Source organism: Pseudomonas anguilliseptica (assembly GCF_900105355.1).
Lineage (GTDB): Bacteria > Pseudomonadota > Gammaproteobacteria > Pseudomonadales > Pseudomonadaceae > Aquipseudomonas > Aquipseudomonas anguilliseptica.
Window position 1 is genome coordinate 2,421,575 of record NZ_FNSC01000001.1, and the last position, 18,850, is coordinate 2,440,424.

Annotated in this window: 12 protein-coding genes and 2 pseudogenes; 5 read left to right on the forward strand and 9 right to left on the reverse strand. The window is 61.2% G+C overall.

Features of this window, described 5'->3' with window-relative positions; translation table 11 throughout:
• Positions 1–63 precede the first annotated feature (63 nt).
• Complete coding sequence (locus BLW24_RS11645) at positions 64–912, forward strand: 23S rRNA (adenine(2030)-N(6))-methyltransferase RlmJ (RefSeq protein WP_090380680.1); 849 nt, start codon at positions 64–66, stop codon at positions 910–912.
• Here BLW24_RS11645 and BLW24_RS11650 read toward each other — a convergent pair.
• Positions 909–2,162, reverse strand: coding sequence for an HD-GYP domain-containing protein (locus BLW24_RS11650; RefSeq protein ID WP_090387711.1), 1,254 nt, complete (start codon positions 2,160–2,162; stop codon positions 909–911). The two genes, BLW24_RS11645 and BLW24_RS11650, sit on opposite strands and share 4 nt — an antisense overlap.
• Before the next feature lie 166 nt (positions 2,163–2,328).
• Between BLW24_RS11650 and BLW24_RS11655 the strand changes: the two genes are divergently transcribed.
• Positions 2,329–3,309 (forward strand): IS5 family transposase, encoded by a 981-nt coding sequence (locus tag BLW24_RS11655; RefSeq protein ID WP_090378047.1) that lies wholly within the window; start codon positions 2,329–2,331, stop codon positions 3,307–3,309.
• A 146-nt stretch (positions 3,310–3,455) separates the two neighbouring features.
• Here BLW24_RS11655 and BLW24_RS11660 read toward each other — a convergent pair whose 3' ends face one another.
• Complete coding sequence (locus BLW24_RS11660) at positions 3,456–3,992, reverse strand: PadR family transcriptional regulator (protein WP_090380683.1); 537 nt, start codon at positions 3,990–3,992, stop codon at positions 3,456–3,458.
• 126 nt (positions 3,993–4,118) lie between these two features.
• Here BLW24_RS11660 and BLW24_RS11665 point away from each other — a divergent pair, with 126 nt between their 5' ends.
• Entirely contained in the window at positions 4,119–5,771 is a 1,653-nt protein-coding gene (locus tag BLW24_RS11665; RefSeq protein ID WP_090380686.1) for a phytoene desaturase family protein, read from the forward strand.
• Here BLW24_RS11665 and BLW24_RS11670 read toward each other — a convergent pair.
• The 5 genes and pseudogenes from BLW24_RS11670 to BLW24_RS11690 form a co-directional block, all read right to left on the reverse strand.
• Positions 5,768–5,965 carry a putative motility protein gene (locus tag BLW24_RS11670; protein ID WP_090380689.1) on the reverse strand — a complete coding sequence of 66 codons (198 nt, stop codon included), beginning with the start codon at positions 5,963–5,965 and terminating at the stop codon, positions 5,768–5,770. The two genes, BLW24_RS11665 and BLW24_RS11670, sit on opposite strands and share 4 nt — an antisense overlap.
• A gap of 18 nt (positions 5,966–5,983) precedes the next feature.
• On the reverse strand, positions 5,984–6,631 hold the full coding sequence (msrA, locus tag BLW24_RS11675; RefSeq protein WP_090380692.1) for a peptide-methionine (S)-S-oxide reductase MsrA: 648 nt from the start codon (positions 6,629–6,631) through the stop codon (positions 5,984–5,986).
• 61 nt (positions 6,632–6,692) lie between these two features.
• Positions 6,693–7,272 (reverse strand): annotated as a pseudogene (locus BLW24_RS11680) (EAL domain-containing protein); the annotation flags it as partial.
• Between the two features lie 142 nt (positions 7,273–7,414).
• A complete protein-coding gene (locus BLW24_RS11685) occupies positions 7,415–8,395 on the reverse strand; it encodes an IS5 family transposase (protein ID WP_090375326.1) in 981 nt (326 codons plus the stop codon).
• A 64-nt stretch (positions 8,396–8,459) separates the two neighbouring features.
• A pseudogene (locus BLW24_RS11690) lies at positions 8,460–10,525 on the reverse strand (putative bifunctional diguanylate cyclase/phosphodiesterase); the annotation flags it as partial.
• 131 nt (positions 10,526–10,656) lie between these two features.
• Here BLW24_RS11690 and BLW24_RS11695 point away from each other — a divergent pair.
• On the forward strand, positions 10,657–11,133 hold the full coding sequence (locus tag BLW24_RS11695; RefSeq protein ID WP_244161146.1) for a hypothetical protein: 477 nt from the start codon (positions 10,657–10,659) through the stop codon (positions 11,131–11,133).
• Between the two features lie 100 nt (positions 11,134–11,233).
• Here the strand turns inward: BLW24_RS11695 and aceF are convergent, their stop codons facing one another.
• Together aceF and aceE are read right to left on the reverse strand one after the other, a co-directional pair.
• Complete coding sequence (gene aceF, locus BLW24_RS11700) at positions 11,234–12,898, reverse strand: dihydrolipoyllysine-residue acetyltransferase (protein ID WP_090380700.1); 1,665 nt, start codon at positions 12,896–12,898, stop codon at positions 11,234–11,236.
• A gap of 11 nt (positions 12,899–12,909) precedes the next feature.
• Positions 12,910–15,555: a pyruvate dehydrogenase (acetyl-transferring), homodimeric type gene (gene aceE, locus BLW24_RS11705; protein WP_090380703.1), complete on the reverse strand. Its 2,646-nt coding sequence runs from the start codon at positions 15,553–15,555 to the stop codon at positions 12,910–12,912.
• A gap of 266 nt (positions 15,556–15,821) precedes the next feature.
• Here aceE and glnE point away from each other — a divergent pair, with 266 nt between their 5' ends.
• Complete coding sequence (gene glnE, locus BLW24_RS11710) at positions 15,822–18,767, forward strand: bifunctional [glutamate--ammonia ligase]-adenylyl-L-tyrosine phosphorylase/[glutamate--ammonia-ligase] adenylyltransferase (RefSeq protein ID WP_090380706.1); 2,946 nt, start codon at positions 15,822–15,824, stop codon at positions 18,765–18,767.
• The last annotated feature ends 83 nt before the right edge of the window (positions 18,768–18,850 follow it).

An 18,850-nucleotide genomic window follows, 5' to 3' on the forward strand; every position in this document is an offset into this window, starting at 1 on the left:
CGTACTGATCCATCCGGCGTCTGGCAAACTGGTAAACTGCCCGGCCACAGGAGCCCGTCCCCAATGAACTACCGCCACGCCTTCCATGCCGGCAACCATGCCGATGTGCTGAAACACTGCGTCCTCACTCGCCTGATCGCCCTGCTGTCAAGCAAGGAGGCGCCGTTCGCCTACCTCGACAGCCATGCCGGCATCGGCCTGTATGACCTGCGCGGCGACCAGGCCAGTCGCACGGGTGAGTGGCTGGAAGGTATCGCCCGACTGTGGCAGGCCAGCGATGTGCCGGACCCGCTGCTTGACTATCTGGAAGTGATCCGTGCGATGAACCCGGATGGCGAGCTGCGCCATTACCCAGGCTCACCGGAGTTGGCGCGGCTGCTGACCCGTGAGCAGGACCGCCTGCATCTGAACGAGAAACACCCGGAAGACGGTCGTCTGCTCAAGGAAAACATGCACGGTGACCGCCGTGTTGCGGTGCACCTGGGCGAGGGTTGGTATGTTCCGCGCGCCCTGCTGCCGACCCGCGAGAAGCGCGCCCTGCTGCTGATCGATCCACCCTTCGAGCAGGTCGATGAGATGGAACGCTGCGCCCAGTCGTTGAGCGAAGCCATCGGCCGTATGCGCCAGGCGGTGGTGGCGATCTGGTACCCGATCAAGGACCTACGTCAGCTCAGCCGCTTTTACCGCGACCTGCAAAAAAGCAAAGCGCCCAAGCTGCTGCGCGTCGAACTCTATGTACACCCCACCGATGAAGCCGCGCGGCTGAACGGCTCCGGCCTGGTGATCAGCAACCCGCCATGGGGCTTGGAAGAGGAACTCAAGCAGATCCTGCCGTGGCTCGCCGACCTGCTGGGGCAAAGCCAGGGCGGCTGGCGACTGGATTGGCTGATCGAGGAAAGTAGCGGCAGCTAACGGCCCTGCGTAGGCTCAACGAAGTAGCTCAGCTGCTGGCGCGGATTAAGGTATTCCAGCGCCTCGCGCGGTAGCTGGGCCGGGCGCAGGCTGTTGGCGATGACGAGGCGCGGTTCCTGCTCGAGGTCGATGATCATTGCCTCGTTTTTGGGCACGCCGGCGTCATAGACAATCAGCGTCGGTTTCAGCGGCTGGCTCGGGTTCATGCCCAGTACCAGGCCGTAGCGTTGATCCTCCAGTTGCACCAGGCAGCCGGGCGGGTAAACGCCCATGCAGCGGATAAAGGCTTTCAGCGCCACCGCATCGAAGCGCGCATTGTATTGTTTGAACATCAGCGCCAGGGCTTCGTGCGGGCTGAGACCATCGCGCGGGTTCAGCGGGTTACAGAGGTTGTCGAACTGGTTGGCAATGCACACCAGGCGGCTCAGACGGCCAATTGCGGCTTCACGCAGCTGGCGTGGGTAGCCGCTGCCATCGCAGTACTCATGGTGTTCGTTGATGATGCGTAGCACCTCATCATCCAGCATCAGTTTCTGGCCCATGCGCAGGCCGAATTCGCAGTGCAGTTGCAGTAGCTGTTGTTCCGGGCGGGTCAGCGGTTCGCTTTTCAGCAGCACCTTGCTCGGTACTTCCAGCTTACCGACATCGTGCAGCAGTGCGCCGAGGCCGAGGATATGGCAATCCTCGCTGTCCAGGCCGAGCTGGCGACCCAGCATCAGGCTCAGCACCGTGACGTTCAGTGAGTGGAAATAACTGTCTTCGGCGGCCTTGCTGTTGATGCTGTGCAGCACCACGCCGCTGCCGCCGAGCAGGGTTTCGACCATAGCGCCGACAATCTCGCCGGCCTGTTTGATGGCGTCTTCTGGACGGCTGCGCAGGGTCTGGTTAAGTGTCTTGACCTGTTGGCTGGCTTGGACGAACTTGCGGTCCACCTCGGCCAGTCGTTTGCGCAACGTCTTGAGCTTTTCCGTGCGGGCCTGGCTGGCCTGCTGTTGCGGGCTGAGCGTTGGTGCTGCTACGGGCTCGGCCGCAACCGGGGCCGCAGTGGCGTCCAGCGGCGGGCAATCGCTGCGCGCCGGGTCATAGCGCAGGCGCTCCAGGCCTAGGGCGCGCAGGGCCTTGATCTGCCCTTCGTCCTTGATCTTGAAATTGCTGAAAGCAAAGTTGTGCTCCCACCAGGCCAGTTCGAGCTGGATATACAGGCCGACGCACAGCTGATCGGGGGAGATGTAGGCGGAGGTCGCAGGCATGCGGGTATCGGCGATGGTGGCTATTGGCTTGCAGTCTAGCGGTTTGCCTATGAGCTGGCAGCAATCGGCAAGCACTTCTGTGCCTAGGTGCGGCTTGTTAGGGAAACTCTGAATAAGTCTTCCTGATTTTGGCAAAATGCCCGGACGCCACCCACCGAGTTTTCCGATGAAGCAGATGACCTTCGCCGATGCCGAGTACGCCGGCAAGCGCAAGCAGACCCGCAAAGAGTTGTTCCTGATCGAGATGGATCGGGTGGTGCCGTGGAAGGGCTTGATTGCCCTGATCGATCCACATTACCCCAAGGGTGAAGGCGGTCGCCCGGCGTACCCGTTGATGGCGATGCTGCGTGTTCATCTGATGCAAAACTGGCTCGGTTACAGCGATCCTGCGATGGAAGAGGCGCTGTACGAAACGACCATTCTGCGGCAGTTCGCCGGGTTGAGCCTGGAGCGTATCCCTGACGAAACCACCATCCTCAACTTCCGTCGCGTACTGGAAAAAAACGAACTGGCGGCTGGCATCTTGGCTGTGATCAACGGCTACCTGGGGGATCGCGGCCTGTCCCTGCGCCAGGGCACCATCGTCGATGCGACGTTGATCAATGCGCCCAGCTCGACCAAAAACAAAGACGGTAAACGCGACCCGGAGATGCACCAGACCAAGAAGGGCAACCAGTACTACTTCGGCATGAAGGCCCACATCGGTGTGGATGACAAGTCTGGACTGGTGCACAGCGTGGTGGGCACGGCGGCCAACGTGGCGGACGTCACCCAGGTGGATAAGCTGCTGCATGGCGACGAGAACGTGGTTTGTACCGACGCAGGTTACACCGGTGTGGAAAAGCGTCCGGAGTATGAGGGTCGGAAGGTTATCTGGCAGGTGGCGGCACGCCGCAGCACCTACAAGAAACTCGATAAGCGCAGCGCGCTATACAAAGCCAAGCGCAAGATCGAGAAGGCCAAAGCCCAGGTGCGCGCCAAGGTCGAGCACCCGTTTCGGGTGATCAAGCGGCAGTTCGGCTATGTGAAGACGCGCTTCCGCGGCCTGGCCAAGAACACGGCGCAGTTGGTCACGCTGTTTGCGCTGTCGAACCTGTGGATGGCACGCAGACATTTACTGGCAACTGCAGGAGAGGTGCGCCCGTAATATGGGCAATAGCCGCCGCGAGGTGCTCGCGGCGGCTAAAAACACAAAAATAAGCGGATGATATGATCGTTTTTGATCGATTTTCCGCTTTCAAAATCAGCGGAGGCTGAAGTCGGCCTGAAACGCATGGCTACTTCAGAGGATCCTTAGTTGTGTTGCAGCTCTTGTTCGACCTCATCGGCCCAGGCCAGCCAGGACTGTTCGCCAAGAATGCCGCGGCGCAGGGTCAGGTAGGGCAGGCGCAGCGCTTTGCGTTGCTCATCGGGCAGGGCCAGGTAGTCACGCTCGATGCTGAGCAGGCTGTCCAGGGTCTTGCGGTGCAGGGCTATATGGCGCTGCATTTCCTCGCGCAGGTTATCCAGCGAGGTATGCGCACCGGCGTATAGCTTTACCAGCAGTGCATCGTTGATCTTGTTCGGCTGCACCGGCTCGCCCAGCCAGCGCAGCAGTTCGGTGTGGCCGGCTGGGGTGAGGCGGTAGTTCTTCTTGTCCGGACGGGTGTCCTGGGTCTGCGCCTCGAACTCCAGCCAGCCGGCCTCACTGAGTTTTTTCAGCTCCAGATAAACCTGCTGGTGTTTGGCGTTCCAGAAGTAGCCGAGACCATCCTTGAAGCGCTTGAGCAGGTCGTAGCCGCTGCCGGGTTCACTTTCCAGCAGGATAAGGATGGCGTGCTTGAGCGACATAGGCGGGTTTCACCGGCTGCAATTGAGGTGCGCCGCAGTATACGGACTATGCAAAAAGTTGCATTGATCCCAGTCGCTGTCTAGTATGCAAAAAATTGCATAACAAGAATAACGCAGGAGCTTCCCATGAAACGCACCGGTACCCGCTTCCGTCCGCGCCTAGTTCAGGGTGATTACGATGCCATCATCATCGGCTCCGGTATCGGCGGCCTGACCACCGCCGCGTTGTTGGCCAAGCTCGGCAAGCGCGTGTGTGTGCTGGAGCAGCACTACACCGCAGGCGGCTACACCCACAGCTATGAGCGCGAAGGCTACGAGTGGGATGTGGGCGTGCATTACATCGGCGAGGTGCATAAACCCTGGTCGGCGATCCGGCGGGTGTTCGATGTGATCAGCGACGGCAAGCTCGAATGGGCGCCAATGGATGCGCACTATGACCGCGTCGTGATCGGCGAGCAGACTTACGACTACGTGGCCGGACGCGAGGAATTCAAGGCGGAGATGGCGCGCCACTTTCCCGGGGAAACTGCGGTGCTGGAGCGCTATGTCGACCTGCTGAGCGAAGTCAGCGCCAAGGTGCCGCGCTTCTTCGCCGGGCAAGCCCTGCCGCGTTCACTGGGCATGCTCTACAGCAAGCTACGCCGTTTCTGGCTGCCGGATTACTTCTTCAAAACCACCCGTGAAGTGCTCGAAGGCCTGACCGACAATCAGGAGTTGATAGGCGTGCTCACCGCGCAATGGGGTGATTACGGCCTGCCGCCGGCTGAAGCCGCATTTGTGATGCACGCGATGGTCGCCAAGCACTACATCACCGGCGGTAACTACCCGGTGGGCGGCGCGACGAAGATTTCCGAAACCATTATCCCGGTGATCGAAGCCGCGGGCGGCCAGGTGTTCACCTATGCCGGGGTCGACAAGATCCTGGTGGAGAACGGTCGCGCGGTCGGTGTGCGCATGCAGAAAGACGGCTTCGAGATCCGCGCGCCACAGATCGTCAGCTGCGCCGGTCTGGTGCCGACCTATACCCGTCTACTCGACCATCAGGTGGCCAGTGACCATGGCCTGCTGGAGCAACTGCCCAAGGTCAAACTGTCGGCTGCCACCCTTTGCCTGTACGCCGGCTTCAAGGGCAGCGCCGCCGAGCTGAAACTGCCGAAGACCAATTACTGGGTCTACCCGACCCACAACCACGACCATAACGTCAGCAGCTTTATGGCCGGGCAGAACCCGGCGATGCCGCTGATCTACATCAGCTTCCCCTCGGCCAAGGACCCGGCCTGGGATGCGCATTATCCGAACAAGGCCACGGTGGAGATCGTCGCACCGACCCAGCCGCAGTGGTTCGCCCAGTGGAAGGGCACAACCTGGGGCAAGCGCGGCGCCGACTACGAGGCGTTCAAGGCCGAGCTGACCGAGCAGTTGCTGGAAACTCTCTACCAGCATCAGCCGCAACTGCGCGGCGCGCTGGATTTCTGCGAGCTGGGCACGCCGCTGTCCACCGAGTGGTACCAGTGGAACGAGCAGGGCGAGATCTACGGCATCGACCACACGGTAGAGCGCTTCGAACAGCACTGGATTCACAGCCAGACGCCGATCAAGGGCCTGTATCTGACTGGCGCCGATACAGTGACTGCAGGGGTAGGCGGGGCGCTGATGGCCGGGGTACTGACTGCCTCACGCATGCTGGGTTGGCGTGGTTACAAGGTCGGCAAATTGTTGAAAAGCTGGAAGGCGGAAACTGCCGCCGATGGCAGTGCGGCGGCGGATGTGGCTGGCTAAACCATCACGTCGACGCTATTGCCCAGGTTAGGCGGATTACTCGGCAGGCTGGCTGGCGTAGCGGCCTGCACCAGGCCGCCGATGCTGGCAGCCTGCAGTTCCAGAGTCTTGCGCAGCAACAGCAATGAGGCCAGGGCAGAGGCCTGCGCCGCTGCCTGGGTCGACACCTGACTGGTCAGGCCGCTGAGTTCCATCGTGCTATCCCCTCTCTATCAGCCCGGCAGGCAGGTTCCCGTTCCGCCCAGGCCGCAATAGCCGTCGGGGTTCTTCGCCAGGTACTGCTGGTGATAAGCATCAGCGTAGTAGAACGGCGGGGCCTCGCGTACTTCGGTGGTAATGGCGCCGTAACCGGCTTTGCTCAACTCCGCCTGGAACTGCGCCTGGCTGTTCTGCGCGGCGGCCAGCTGTTCGGCGCCGTAGCAGTAAATCGCCGAACGGTACTGGCTGCCGATGTCGTTGCCCTGGCGCATGCCCTGGGTTGGGTTGTGCGCCTCCCAGAACACTTTCAGCAGTGTGGCGTAGCTGGTGACCTGTGGGTCGAATACCACCAGCACCACTTCGGTGTGGCCGGTCAGGCCCGAGCAGGTTTCGTCATAGGTTGGGTTCGGCGTATGGCCGCCGGCATAGCCGACCGCCGTGCTCCACACGCCCGGTTGTTGCCAGAAGCGCCGTTCGGCGCCCCAGAAACAACCCATGGCGAATACCGCCTGCTCAAGCCCCTCGGGGAATGGGCCCTGCAAGGCATTGCCATTGACGAAGTGTGCGGTGGGCACTGCCATCGCTTCGGCACGGCCAGGCAGTGCCTGCTCGGCGCTGGGCAGTTCGAGTTTGTGGGCGAGAATTTGCGAACGCAGAACCATGAGCCATTTCCTCAGCAGAAGCATGTGTGTCATAGACCTTTAGAGGCCAGGCTTGTTACAGCTAGCCTCGGTTGGGATAGCGCCTGAGGCTTTCCAGCAGGTCGCGGCTGGCGATGGGTTTGTCGAACAGGTAGCCCTGGCCGATATCGCATTGCTGGCGCCGGAGAAAGTTCAACTGCGCGGCTGTCTCGATACCTTCAGCTACCACCTTGAGTTTCAGGTTGTGCGCCATGGCAATCACTGCCGAGGTGATTTCCATGTCGTCCTGATTCTCCGGGATGTCCTTGATAAAGCTGCGATCGATCTTGATCACGTCGATGGGGAATTTCTTCAGGTAGCTGAGCGAGGAGTAGCCGGTGCCGAAGTCGTCCATGGCCAGTGTCAGGCCCAGGCTTTTCAGGCGGCTGAGCTGATGGCGGGTGTCATCGGTGGCTTCCAGCAGCAGGCTTTCGGTCAACTCCAGCTCGAGCAGGGCCGAGCTGTTCCTCGTTAAGGATGGCGGCGATCTCGCCAACCAGGTCCGGGTCGGAGAACTGTTTGGGCGACAGGTTGATGGCCATCTGCAGCGGCGCATGGCCGACGGCGATCAACTGTTTGCTCATGCGGCAGGCCTGACGCGTGACCCATTTGCCGATAGGGATCCTCTGAAGTAGCCATGCATTTCTGGCTGACGTCAGCCTCTGCTGATTTCGAAAGTGATAAATCGATCAAAAACGATCAGATTACCGGCTCATTTCTGTGTTTTTAGCCGCCGCGAGCACCTCGCGGCAGCCATTTCCAGCATTACGGGCGCACCTCTCCTGCATTCGTCAGTAAATGTCGGCGCGCCATCCACAGATTTGACAGCGCGAATAAAGTCACCAGTTGCGCCGTGTTTTTGACCAGGCCACGGAAGCGCGTCTTCACATAACCGAACTGACGCTTGATCACCCGAAACGGATGCTCGACCTTGGCTCGCACTTGGGCCTTGGCCTTCTCGATTTTGCGCTTGGCTTTGTACAGCGCGCTGCGCTTACCGAGTTTCTTGTAAGTGCTACGCCGTGCTGCAACCTGCCAGATCACTTGACGGCCCTCATGCTCGGGGCGCTTCTCGACACCGGTATATCCGGCATCGGCCCCCACCATGTTTTCCTCGCCGTGCAGCAGCTTATCGACCTGGGTGACATCCGCCACGTTGGCGGCAGTACCCACCACGCTGTGCACCAAGCCAGACTCGTCATCCACCCCGATGTGCGCCTTCATGCCGAAGTAATACTGATTGCCTTTCTTGGTTGAGTGCATCTCAGGGTCACGCTTACCGTTCTTGTTCTTGGTTGAACTCGGCGCGTTGATCAGCGTGGCATCGACGATGGTGCCTTGGCGCAGCGACAAACCACGGTCACCCAGGTAGCCATTGATCACGGCCAGGATGCCGGCAGCCAGTTCGTGTTTTTCCAGCAAGCGGCGGAAGTTGAGGATGGTGGTTTCGTCAGGAATGCGCTCCAGAGTCAGCCCGGCAAACTGGCGTAGGATGGTGGTCTCGTACAGCGCCTCTTCCATCGCCGGATCGCTGTAACCGAACCAGTTTTGCATCAGATGCACTCGCAGCATCGCCATCAGCGGATAGGACGGTCGGCCGCCTTCACCCTTTGGATAATGCGGCTCGATCAAAGCGATCAACCCTTTCCATGGCACTACCCGATCCATCTCGATCAGGAACAATTCTTTGCGGGTCTGCTTGCGCTTGCCGGCGTACTCGGCGTCGGCGAAGGTCATCTGCTTCATCGGAAAACTCGGCGGGTGGAGTGCGGATATTTTGCCAAAATCAGGAAGTCTTTTTCAGACCATCCATAGGGATGATCAGCCCGGTTTCTTCCGCCACGCTGATAAATTTGTCCGGGCTGATCATGCCCTTGTCCGGGTGATGCCAGCGTAGCAGCGCTTCCAGGCCCAGCAGCCGGCCGCTCTTCAGGCACAGCTTGGGCTGGTAGAACACCTCCAGCTCGTTCTGCATCAGCGCGCGGCGCAGGTTGCTCTCGACGAACAGCTTGTAGTGCGCTTCGGCGTTCAGCGCATCGGTAAACACCTGCAGCTGGTTTTTGCCGTTGGCCTTGGCTTTATGCAGGGCCAGGCCAGTGTGCTTCATCAGGGTCTGCGGATCATCGCCATGTTCGGGCGCGCAGCCCAGGCCGATGGAGCCGGTGACGCTGATCAGCTGGTTGTCGACAAACAGCGGCTTGTCCAGGGTGTGCAGCAGCTTCTGCGCTACCCGTTGGCTGTCGGCCTGATTGGTGTCGAGCAGCACGGCAAACTCGTTGCTGGCAAAGCGCGCCAGCACGCTGCTAAGGGGCAGGGTGTTGCGCAAACGGCGCGCCAGGCTGACCAGCAGTTTGTCGCCAGTCTGGTGGCCGAGGCTGTCGTTGATCCGCTTGAAGTTGTCGATATCCACCAGCAGCAGGCTGATCGGTTTGCCTGGGTGTTCGCTGAAGTGGCTTTCCAGCGAACGGATAAAGGCGTAGCGGTTGCCCAGTCCGGTCAGGTTGTCGCGAAAGGCCAGGCGCTCGATATGCTGTTGCGCCTGTTTGTTCGCGGTAACGTCTTCGTAGATGCCGATGTAGTGAGTCAGGCTGCCATCGTCGGCATGTACCTTGGACAGCGACAACTGACCCCAGTAAGGGTCGAGGTTTTTCCTCCGGCTCTTGAATTCACCTTGCCAGCTGTTGTGTTCGGCCAGGCTGGAACGGGCATCGAACAGCAGGTCGCTGAGGTTCTCCAGGGCGGGGATTTCTGACAGACGGCGGCCCTGTACTTCGCTGGCGCTGTACAGAGTGATGGCGGTAAAGCTCGGGTTGACGTACTCCACCAGGCCGTCGCGGTCGAGCAGGATAAAGGCGCTGGAGCTCTGCTCGACGGCGCGCTGGAACAGGTACAGGGCATTGGTTGCCGAGCGGCGTTGCTGGTTGGTCAGCACCTGGGCGTACTGGTCGGCCAGTTCGCCGGCAAAGGCGATTTCGTCGGCCTGCCAGGTGCGCGGCGTGCCGATATGCTCCAGGCACAGCACGCCCACCACTTCGCCCGCGATGCGGATACTGGCATCGAGCATGGCAGTGATGCCCATGGGCTGCAGGTAGCTGCTGCTCAGCTCGCAGGTGCGTGGGTCCTGGTGTGCGTCATGCGCGTCCAGGGCGCGGCCGCTGTGCAGTGCCTGCAGGTAGGCGGGGTAGGCGCTGGCATCAATGTCGGCCTGGTCGATATGCCGGCCCTGCTCCTGTTGGTACAGGGCCACCGATTGCAGCACATGTTGATTGAGATTCCAGATGCCGACGCGGCTGACGCCATACAGCTCGCAGGCGCTTTTGCTGATCAGCTCAGCGGCTTCACGCAAGGGATCGCTGTCGCCGTATGATGGCGCGCGAGGGTGACGATCAACTGTTGCTGGGCCTGTGTACGTTGCTGTTGCGCTTGCAGCTCGGCCTGGCTGCGCTGGTATAGCTCGAGGGTTTGTGGCGAAGGAGCGCTCTGCTCGTTCATCACCAGCAGATAGCCGCGTAGCAGGTGGCGGCCGCGTTGCTCGAAGGCTTCGCCCACTTCCATCAGCGTCAGACTGCCGCGTGGGGTGTGCAGGCAGTACTGCACGCTGTAGTGGCGACGGTCGGCCAGCTGCTGCGCAATGTTGTCGTGCAGCTGGTGGCGAGCCGCGGGTTCCATCAGGCTGGCGTAGGGCGCATCAAGCAGGGAGCAGAGTTCGTGAGCGGGCAGGCCAAACTGTTCTTCGCAGCCCGCGTCGAGGTACAGCAGAGCCCAGCTGGCCTCATTCAAGCGCTCGAAACGTAGTAAGCCAAGGCGCGAAGGCACTGGCAACTGCGTCACAACCTCGGCCGCTAAACGACTTGCGGCATCGGGATGGCTTTTCATTCGGTGGCTGGCTTCCAGTATGCTGATCGAAGCGGCAATCGACTCACTTCATTTATAGCGTCGGGTAAGGGTGCATCATGCAATTGCGACTGACAAGAAAACTAATATCCGCAGTGCTGCTAAGCAGCTGTATGGCCATCTCACCGGTGTTCGCCGCTGAGCCTGACACGGGTTTGAGCAGTGCCGAACAGGGCAATTATCTGCTCGAATTGAAACGCCTTTATCTGACCCAGAATGACCGCCAGGCGTTGTTGGCGCATTGCAATGATCTGCTGAAAACCTACGCCCTGCGCGCCGCCTATCAGGTCGGTCAGGCGCAGCGCCAGGACCTGCTTTATCAGCTGCGCCAGGGCGAGTCCGGCGAGCTGTTGCTACGCGAAGAAACCCGTGGTCAGCAGGGTACCGATATTGCCGTGCGCAACCAGCGGGTGCCGCTGTTTGGTGTCGATCCTTTCGTGCGTTACGAGTGCCCAACCAGCGGCATCAGCTGTGTGTTGCGCAACCCCAACGATGGCAGCCCAATGCTGACCATCGTGCGTGATCACAAGGGGGCCGCCGAACTGGCCAAGGCCCTGAGCTTTCTGATCCGTAATCTGCAGAAAGGCTGATCGCCTTCCGCACCTTTTGCCGCGACTGCAGGCCTAAAAAAAACCCCGCCGAAAGGGGCGGGGTCGAGGGTACGAGCGTGGCTGCTCGAAAGTTGATGCGTTACAGCAGCATGGTGCGGATGTCCGCCAGTACGTCACCCAGTCGCTTGGTGAAGCGCGCCGCAGCGGCGCCGTTGATCACCCGGTGGTCGTAGGATAGCGACAGCGGCAGCATCAGCTTGGGCTGGAAGGCTTTGCCATCCCAGACCGGCTGGATGGTCGCCTTGCTCACACCCAGAATCGCCACTTCAGGAGCGTTGACGATCGGCGTAAAGCCGGTGCCGCCAATGTGGCCGAGGCTGGAGATGGTGAAGCAGGCACCCTGCATATCGTCGGCCGACAGCTTCTTGGTGCGCGCCTTCTCCGCCAGTGCGGCGGCTTCGGCAGCCAGTTGCAGCAGGCTCTTCTGATCGACGTTCTTGATCACCGGGACCAGCAGGCCATCCGGGGTGTCCACGGCAAAGCCGATGTGCACGTATTTCTTGCGGATGATCGCTTTGCCACTCGGCGCCAGTGAGCTGTTGAAGTCCGGCAATTCCTTGAGCAGGAAGGCGCAGGCCTTGAGCAGCAGCGGCAGCACGGTGAGCTTGACCCCAGCCTTTTCCGCCACGGCTTTCTGCGCGACGCGGAAGGCTTCCAGCTCGGTGATATCGGCCGAATCGAACTGGGTCACGTGCGGCACGTTGAGCCAGCTGCGATGCAGATTGTTGGCGCCGACCTGCATCAGGCGGGTCATCGCCACTTCTTCGATTTCACCAAACTTGCTGAAGTCCACCACCGGGATCGGCGGGATACCGGCACCACCGGTTGCACCGGCGGCCGGTGCTTCCTTGGCCTTCTGCATCATCGCTTTGACGTAAGCCTGCACGTCCTCTTTGAGCACGCGGCCTTTCGGGCCGGTGCCAGGCACTACGGCCAGCTCGACACCAAACTCGCGCGCCAGCAGGCGTACAGCCGGGCCGGCATGCACCTTGGCGCCGTCACGCTTGGGTGCTGCGGCAACGCTGGCAGCGGCGGCTGCCAGGGAGGCAATTGCGCTGACTTCGGCTGCGACCGCTGGATGCGCACCGGCCGGAACCTTATGCACATCGCTTGCTGCAGTTGGTGCAGCAGCGGCAGGTGCGGCGGCCGGAGCAGCAGCGCCGGTCACTTTCAGCTTGAGGATGAAATCACCGGTGCCGACTTCGTCTTCCAGTTTGACGCTGATGCTTTCCACCACGCCGGCAGCCGGCGAGGGGATTTCCATGCTGGCCTTGTCCGACTCCAGGGTGATCAGCGACTGATCGGCTTCGACGCTATCGCCGACCTTGATCAGGATTTCGATGACCTTGGCTTTGCCGTCCGAGCCGATGTCCGGTACATGCACGTCCTGCACGTTGCTGCTGGCCTGCACGGCTGGCGCAGGTGCGGCGGCTGGAGCGGGAGCTGCAGTTGCAGCTGCTTTGGGTGCTTCTGCCGGTGCCGCAGCAGGCGCGGCTGGTGCTTGGGCAGCGCCTTCGGCTTCCAGCTCAAACAGCTCGTCGCCTTCTTTCAGGCGGTCGCCCAGCTTCACTTTCAGGCTTTTCACCACGCCGCCTTTCGGCGCGGGGATTTCCATACTGGCCTTGTCCGATTCCAGGGTCAGCACGCTCTGGTCGGCCTCGATGCGATCACCGACCTTGACCATCAGTTCGATTACTTCACCCTCACCACCACCGATGTCGGGTACGCGAATCAATTCACTCATCGTTTCGCTCCTTAGCAGTCCAGTGGGTTGAGTTTTTCCGGGTTGATGCCGAACTTGACGATGGCCTCGGCCACCACCTTAGGTTCGATATCACCACGGTCGGCGAGGGCTTCCAGGGCAGCCAAAACAACCCAGTTGCGGTCCACTTCGAAGAAGTGGCGCAGCTTCTTGCGGCTGTCGCTGCGGCCGAAGCCGTCGGTGCCCAGCACCTTGAATTCCTTGCTCGGCACCCACTGACGAATCTGTTCGGCGAACAGCTTCATATAGTCGGTGGAGGCGATGACCGGACCTTTGCGGCCGCTCAGGCACTCTTCCACGTAGGTCTGCTTGGGCTTCTGGCCCGGGTGCAGGCGATTGCTGCGTTCCACGGCCAGGCCGTCACGGCGCAGTTCGTTGAAGCTGGTAACGCTCCACACGTCAGCGGCAACGTTGAACTCGTCACGCAGGATCTTCGCCGCTTCGCGCACTTCACGCAGGATGGTGCCGGAACCGAGGAGCTGCACGTGGTGCGCGGCTTCCTTCTTGTCTTCTTCGAGCAGGTACATGCCCTTGATGATGCCGTCCTCGACGCCGGCCGGCATGGCAGGCTGCTGGTACGACTCGTTCATCACGGTGATGTAGTAGAAGACGTCCTGTTGCTGTTCGGTCATCTTCTTCATGCCGTCCTGGATGATCACCGCCAGCTCGTAGCCGTAGGTCGGATCATAGGTGCGGCAGTTGGGGATGGTCGCCGCCAGCATGTGGCTGTGACCGTCCTCGTGCTGCAGGCCTTCGCCGTTGAGCGTGGTGCGGCCGGCGGTACCGCCGATCAGGAATCCACGGGTGCGGCTGTCGCCAGCGGCCCAGGCCAGGTCACCGATGCGCTGGAAGCCGAACATCGAATAGAAGATGTAGAACGGCAGCATCGGCTGGTTATGGCTGCTGTACGAAGTACCGGCGGCAATGAAGGAGCTCATGGCGCCAGCTTCGTTGATGCCTTCTTCGAGGATCTGACCTTTCTTGTCCTCGCGGTAGAACATCACCTGGTCTTTATCCACCGGCTCATACAGCTGGCCGACCGAGGAGTAGATACCGAGCTGGCGGAACATGCCTTCCATACCGAAGGTCCGCGCTTCGTCCGGGATGATCGGCACGATGCGCGAGCCGATGTCCTTGTCCTTGACCAGCTGCGCGAGGATGCGCACGAAGGCCATGGTGGTGGAAATTTCACGGTCGCCCGAGCCATCGAGGATGGCCTTGAGGGTGTCCAGCGGCGGCGTCGGGATGCTGAAGCTCTTGGCGCGGCGCTGTGGCACGAAACCACCCAGTGCGGCGCGACGCTCGCTCAGGTAACGGGCTTCGGCGCTGCCTTCTTCCGGCTTGAGGAACGGCAGGTTTTCCAGCTCGTCGTCCTTGACCGGAATGTCGAAGCGGTCGCGGAACTGCTTGAGGCTTTCGACATCGACCTTTTTGGTGTTGTGCGCGGTGTTCTTCGCTTCGCCCGCGCCGGTGCCATAACCCTTGACGGTCTTGGCCAGGATCACGGTCGGCTGCTCTTTGTGGTTGACCGCCTGGTGGTAGGCCGCATAGACCTTGTACGGGTCGTGGCCGCCACGGTTGAGCTTCCAGATCTCGTCGTCGGACAGATCGGCTACCATCGCCTTGAGTTCTGGCGAGTTGAAGAAGTGCTCACGGACGAACGCGCCGTCCTTGGCCTTGTAGTTCTGGTATTCGCCGTCGATGACTTCGTCCATGCGGCGCTGCAGGATGCCGTCGACGTCCTTGGCCAGCAGTGGGTCCCAGAAACGGCCCCAGACCACTTTGTTGACGTTCCAGCCACCGCCACGGAACACGCCTTCGAGTTCCTGGATGATCTTGCCGTTACCGCGTACCGGGCCGTCGAGGCGCTGCAGGTTGCAGTTGATGACGAAGATCAGGTTGTCCAGCTTCTCGCGGCCAGCCAGGGAGATCGCGCCGAGGGATTCCGGCTCGTCGCACTCGCCGTCGCCCATAAAGCACCAGACCTTCTGCTTGCCTGCTGGGATAAAGCCGCGGGCTTCCAGGTACTTCATGAAACGTGCCTGGTAGATTGCCTGAATCGGGCCCAGGCCCATGGATACAGTCGGGAACTGCCAGAAGTCCGGCATCAGCCACGGGTGCGGATAGGACGACAGGCCCTTGCCATCGACTTCCTGACGGAAGTTGTTCATCTGGTCTTCAGAGATGCGGCCTTCCATAAAGGCGCGGGCGTAAACGCCAGGCGATGCGTGGCCCTGGAAGAAGATCAGGTCGCCGCCGTGCTCCTCAGTCGGAGCCTGGAAGAAGTAGTTGAAGCCGATGTCATAGAGGGTCGCCGAGGACGCGAAGCTGGAGATGTGGCCGCCCAGGTCCGAATCTTTCAGGTTGGTGCGCATTACCATGGCCAACGCGTTCCAGCGCACCAGCGAGCGAATGCGGCGTTCCATAAACAGGTCGCCAGGCATGCGTGCTTCGTGGGTCAGCGGGATGGTGTTGCGGTACGGCGTGGTGATCGCATACGGCAGCTGTGAACCACTGCGGGTGGCCAGCTCGCCCATACGGGTCATCAGGTAATGTGCGCGGTCTTCACCCTCGTTATCGAGGACGGACTCAAGGGCGTCCAGCCATTCCTGGGTTTCGACGGGATCGAGGTCTTGCATGGCTTGCTCCAGGGCGGAAAGGCTTCCAGAATCGGAGGCCAGGTTTCGTGGCCGACTTCGTGAGTGGCCGCGTGAATTCTTGGATTGACCGGGGGTAGGACCGGCTGCGTGTAGTTTTACTACATTCCGACGCCGATTTCAGTCTTTTGGATACAATCTTTGGTAGTAAAACTACAATTATTTTTCTGCCAGTGATTCGACCCGCTCTAGCGTGGGTGGTGCCATCCATGATCGCTGCACTGGCAGACCGCTAAAAAGGATAGACCATGAGCCTGCCCGCGCTGGCCTCTTTGCCCGCTGCCTTGTCCCCCCTCGTACTGCGCGCGGAACAGTCCTTGCAGCACGCATTTGTCGGGCTCTCTAGCGAGGCGGCAGCGGCTTTTGCAGGTTGGCCGCGTGAGCGACTGGAGGCGTTGCAGCGGGTGGGCGCGGCCAGTGATTTTGTGGTGCAGCAGGGCCTGCGCGATCCGCAGATGCTGCTCGATCTGGCCGCCAGTGGTGAGCTGGAGTGCAGTCTCGGGGTGGGCGAGTTGCGCGGCCAATTGGCCCAGGCGCTGGAAGAGTGCGCCGATGACGACGAGCTGGGACGGCGCTTGCGGCGTTACCGCAACCGTCAGCAATTGCGCATCATCTGGCGCGATATCAGTCGCCAGGCCGACCTGATCGAAACCTGCCGCGACCTTTCCGACCTGGCCGATGCCTGTATCGATCTCGCTTATCAGTGGCTCTATCCACGCCATTGCGCGCAGTTCGGCACGCCCATCGGTCGACGTAGCGGTCAGGCGCAGCATATGGTCATCCTCGGCATGGGCAAGCTGGGCGCCCATGAGCTGAATCTGTCCTCGGATATCGACCTGATCTTCGGCTACCCCGAAGGCGGCGAAACCGAAGGGGTGAAGCGTCCGTTGGATAATCAGGAGTTCTTTATCCGTCTCGGCCAGAAGCTGATCAAGGCGCTGGATGTGATCACCGTCGACGGCTTTGTCTTCCGTACCGATATGCGTCTGCGCCCCTACGGCTCAAGCGGTGCGCTGGTGTTCAGCTTTAACGCGCTGGAGCAGTACTACCAGGACCAGGGTCGCGACTGGGAGCGCTACGCGATGATCAAGGCGCGGGTGGTCGGCGGTGATCAGGTTGCCGGCGCTCAGTTGCTGGAGATGCTGCGACCGTTCGGTTACCGGCGTTATCTGGACTTCTCGGCAATTGAAGCGCTGCGTGCGATGAAGCAGCTGATTCAGCAGGAGGTGCGGCGCAAGGGCATGGCTGAGAACATCAAGCTGGGCGCTGGCGGCATCCGCGAAGTGGAATTTATCGCCCAGGCCTTCCAGTTGATTCACGGCGGTCGCGACCTCAGCCTGCAACAGCGCTCGCTGTTTGCGGTGCTCAATACCCTGCGCGATCAGGGCTACCTGCCGGCGGCCGTGACCGATGAGCTGTGCGATGGTTATGCCTTCCTGCGTTATGTCGAGCACGCACTGCAAGCTATTGATGACCGGCAGACGCAGATGCTTCCGGACAACGAGCAGGACCGCGCGCGGGTGGCCTTTATCATGGGCTTCGATAGCTGGCAGGCGTTCCACGAGCAGCTTATGCACTGGCGCGGTCGGGTGGACTGGCACTTCCGTCAGGTGATTGCCGACCCTGATGAAGAGGAGGGTGAGTCGACCGAAGAGGTGGCTGGCGCAGAATGGCTGCCGCTCTGGGAGGATGTGCAGGACGAAGAGGCTGCGTGCCGACAGCTGGCCGAAGCTGGCTTTGCCGAGCCGCAATCGGCCTGGCAGCGCCTGGCGGGGCTGCGCAACGGTAATCAGGTGCGCGCCATGCAGCGCCTCGGTCGCGAGCGCCTGGATGCCTTTATTCCGCGCCTGCTGGCGCAAGCGGTGGAGCATGAAAATCCGGACCTGGTGCTGGAACGTGTACTGCCGCTGATCGAAGCCGTGGCGCGGCGTTCGGCTTATCTGGTGCTGCTCACGGAAAACCCCAGCGCGCTGCAGCGCCTGCTGACTTTGTGTGCGGCTAGCCCGTGGATCGCCGAGCAGATCACCCGCTTTCCGCTGCTGCTCGATGAGCTACTTAATGAAGGGCGGCTGTTCAAGCCGCCACTGGCGTCGGAGCTGGCCGCCGAGCTGCGTGAGCGGCTAATGCGTATTCCCGAAGAGGATCTGGAGCAGCAAATGGAAGCGCTGCGTCACTTCAAACTGGCGCACCGCTTGCGTGTGGCCGCCTCGGAAATCGCCGGCACCCTGCCGCTGATGAAGGTCAGCGACTACCTGACCTGGCTGGCCGAAGCGATTCTCGATCAGGTGTTGGCTCTGGCCTGGCGCCATACAGTGAGCAAATACGGCGCGCCGCGCCGCACCGACGGCAGCATTTGTGATCCGGACTTCGTTATCGTCGGCTACGGCAAGGTCGGCGGCATCGAGCTGGGCCATGGCTCTGACCTCGATCTGGTGTTTATCCACGACGGCGATCCGCATGCGGAAACCGATGGTGAAAAGTCCATCGACGGCGCGCAATTCTTCAATCGCCTGAGCCAGCGCATCATTCACCTGCTGACCACCCAGACCAACTCCGGCCAGCTCTACGAAGTCGATATGCGCCTGCGGCCGTCCGGCGCGGCGGGGTTGTTGGTCAGCTCGCTGGGCGCCTTCGAGCGCTACCAGCAGGGCGAAGCCTGGGCCTGGGAGCATCAGGCCCTGGTGCGGGCGCGGGTGCTGGTCGGTTGTGCGCGGGTCGGCAAGGCGTTCGAAGTGGTGCGCGCCGGGGTATTGGGTCGTGAGCGCGACCTGGCCACGCTGCGCACTGAGGTCAGTGAGATGCGCGCGAAGATGCGCGAAAACCTCGGCAGCAAGGCCACGGCGGCCGGCACGGCGGCGAATGCCTTTGAGGCTACGGCGCCGTTCGACCTCAAGCAGGACGCCGGAGGTATCGTCGATATTGAATTTATGGTGCAATACGCGGCCCTGGCCTGGTCGCGCCAGTACCCGGAATTGCTTGAGTTCACTGACAATATTCGCATTCTGGAAGGGCTGGAGCGGGTCGGCTTGCTACCGGGCGAAGATGCCCGCTTGCTGCAGGATATCTACAAGGCCTACCGCTCAGCGGCGCACCGCCAGGCCCTGCAAAAGCAGCCTGGGGTGGTCAGCGGTGAGCAGTTTGCCGATGAGCGGCGCACGGTGATGCGCATCTGGCAGGAACTGGGTTTGAGCTGAAGCGGGCTGAGCTGAATTTGAGGATGTCGGGCACCTAGGGTGGCCGGCCAATGCTGTACCAATCGAGTTTGAGGAGCAGGCAA

Excerpts from the sequence above, each read along its gene's own strand:
- BLW24_RS11645 (WP_090380680.1), top strand. The coding sequence starts at position 64 with ATGAACTACCGCCACGCCTTCCATGCCGGCAACCATGCCGATGTGCTG.
- BLW24_RS11650 (WP_090387711.1), bottom strand. The coding sequence starts at position 2,162 with ATGCCTGCGACCTCCGCCTACATCTCCCCCGATCAGCTGTGCGTCGGC.
- BLW24_RS11655 (WP_090378047.1), top strand. The coding sequence starts at position 2,329 with ATGAAGCAGATGACCTTCGCCGATGCCGAGTACGCCGGCAAGCGCAAG.
- BLW24_RS11660 (WP_090380683.1), bottom strand. The coding sequence starts at position 3,992 with ATGTCGCTCAAGCACGCCATCCTTATCCTGCTGGAAAGTGAACCCGGC.
- BLW24_RS11665 (WP_090380686.1), top strand. The coding sequence starts at position 4,119 with ATGAAACGCACCGGTACCCGCTTCCGTCCGCGCCTAGTTCAGGGTGAT.
- BLW24_RS11670 (WP_090380689.1), bottom strand. The coding sequence starts at position 5,965 with ATGGAACTCAGCGGCCTGACCAGTCAGGTGTCGACCCAGGCAGCGGCG.
- msrA (WP_090380692.1), bottom strand. The coding sequence starts at position 6,631 with ATGGTTCTGCGTTCGCAAATTCTCGCCCACAAACTCGAACTGCCCAGC.
- BLW24_RS11685 (WP_090375326.1), bottom strand. The coding sequence starts at position 8,395 with ATGAAGCAGATGACCTTCGCCGACGCCGAGTACGCCGGCAAGCGCAAG.
- BLW24_RS11695 (WP_244161146.1), top strand. The coding sequence starts at position 10,657 with ATGGCCATCTCACCGGTGTTCGCCGCTGAGCCTGACACGGGTTTGAGC.
- aceF (WP_090380700.1), bottom strand. The coding sequence starts at position 12,898 with ATGAGTGAATTGATTCGCGTACCCGACATCGGTGGTGGTGAGGGTGAA.
- aceE (WP_090380703.1), bottom strand. The coding sequence starts at position 15,555 with ATGCAAGACCTCGATCCCGTCGAAACCCAGGAATGGCTGGACGCCCTT.
- glnE (WP_090380706.1), top strand. The coding sequence starts at position 15,822 with ATGAGCCTGCCCGCGCTGGCCTCTTTGCCCGCTGCCTTGTCCCCCCTC.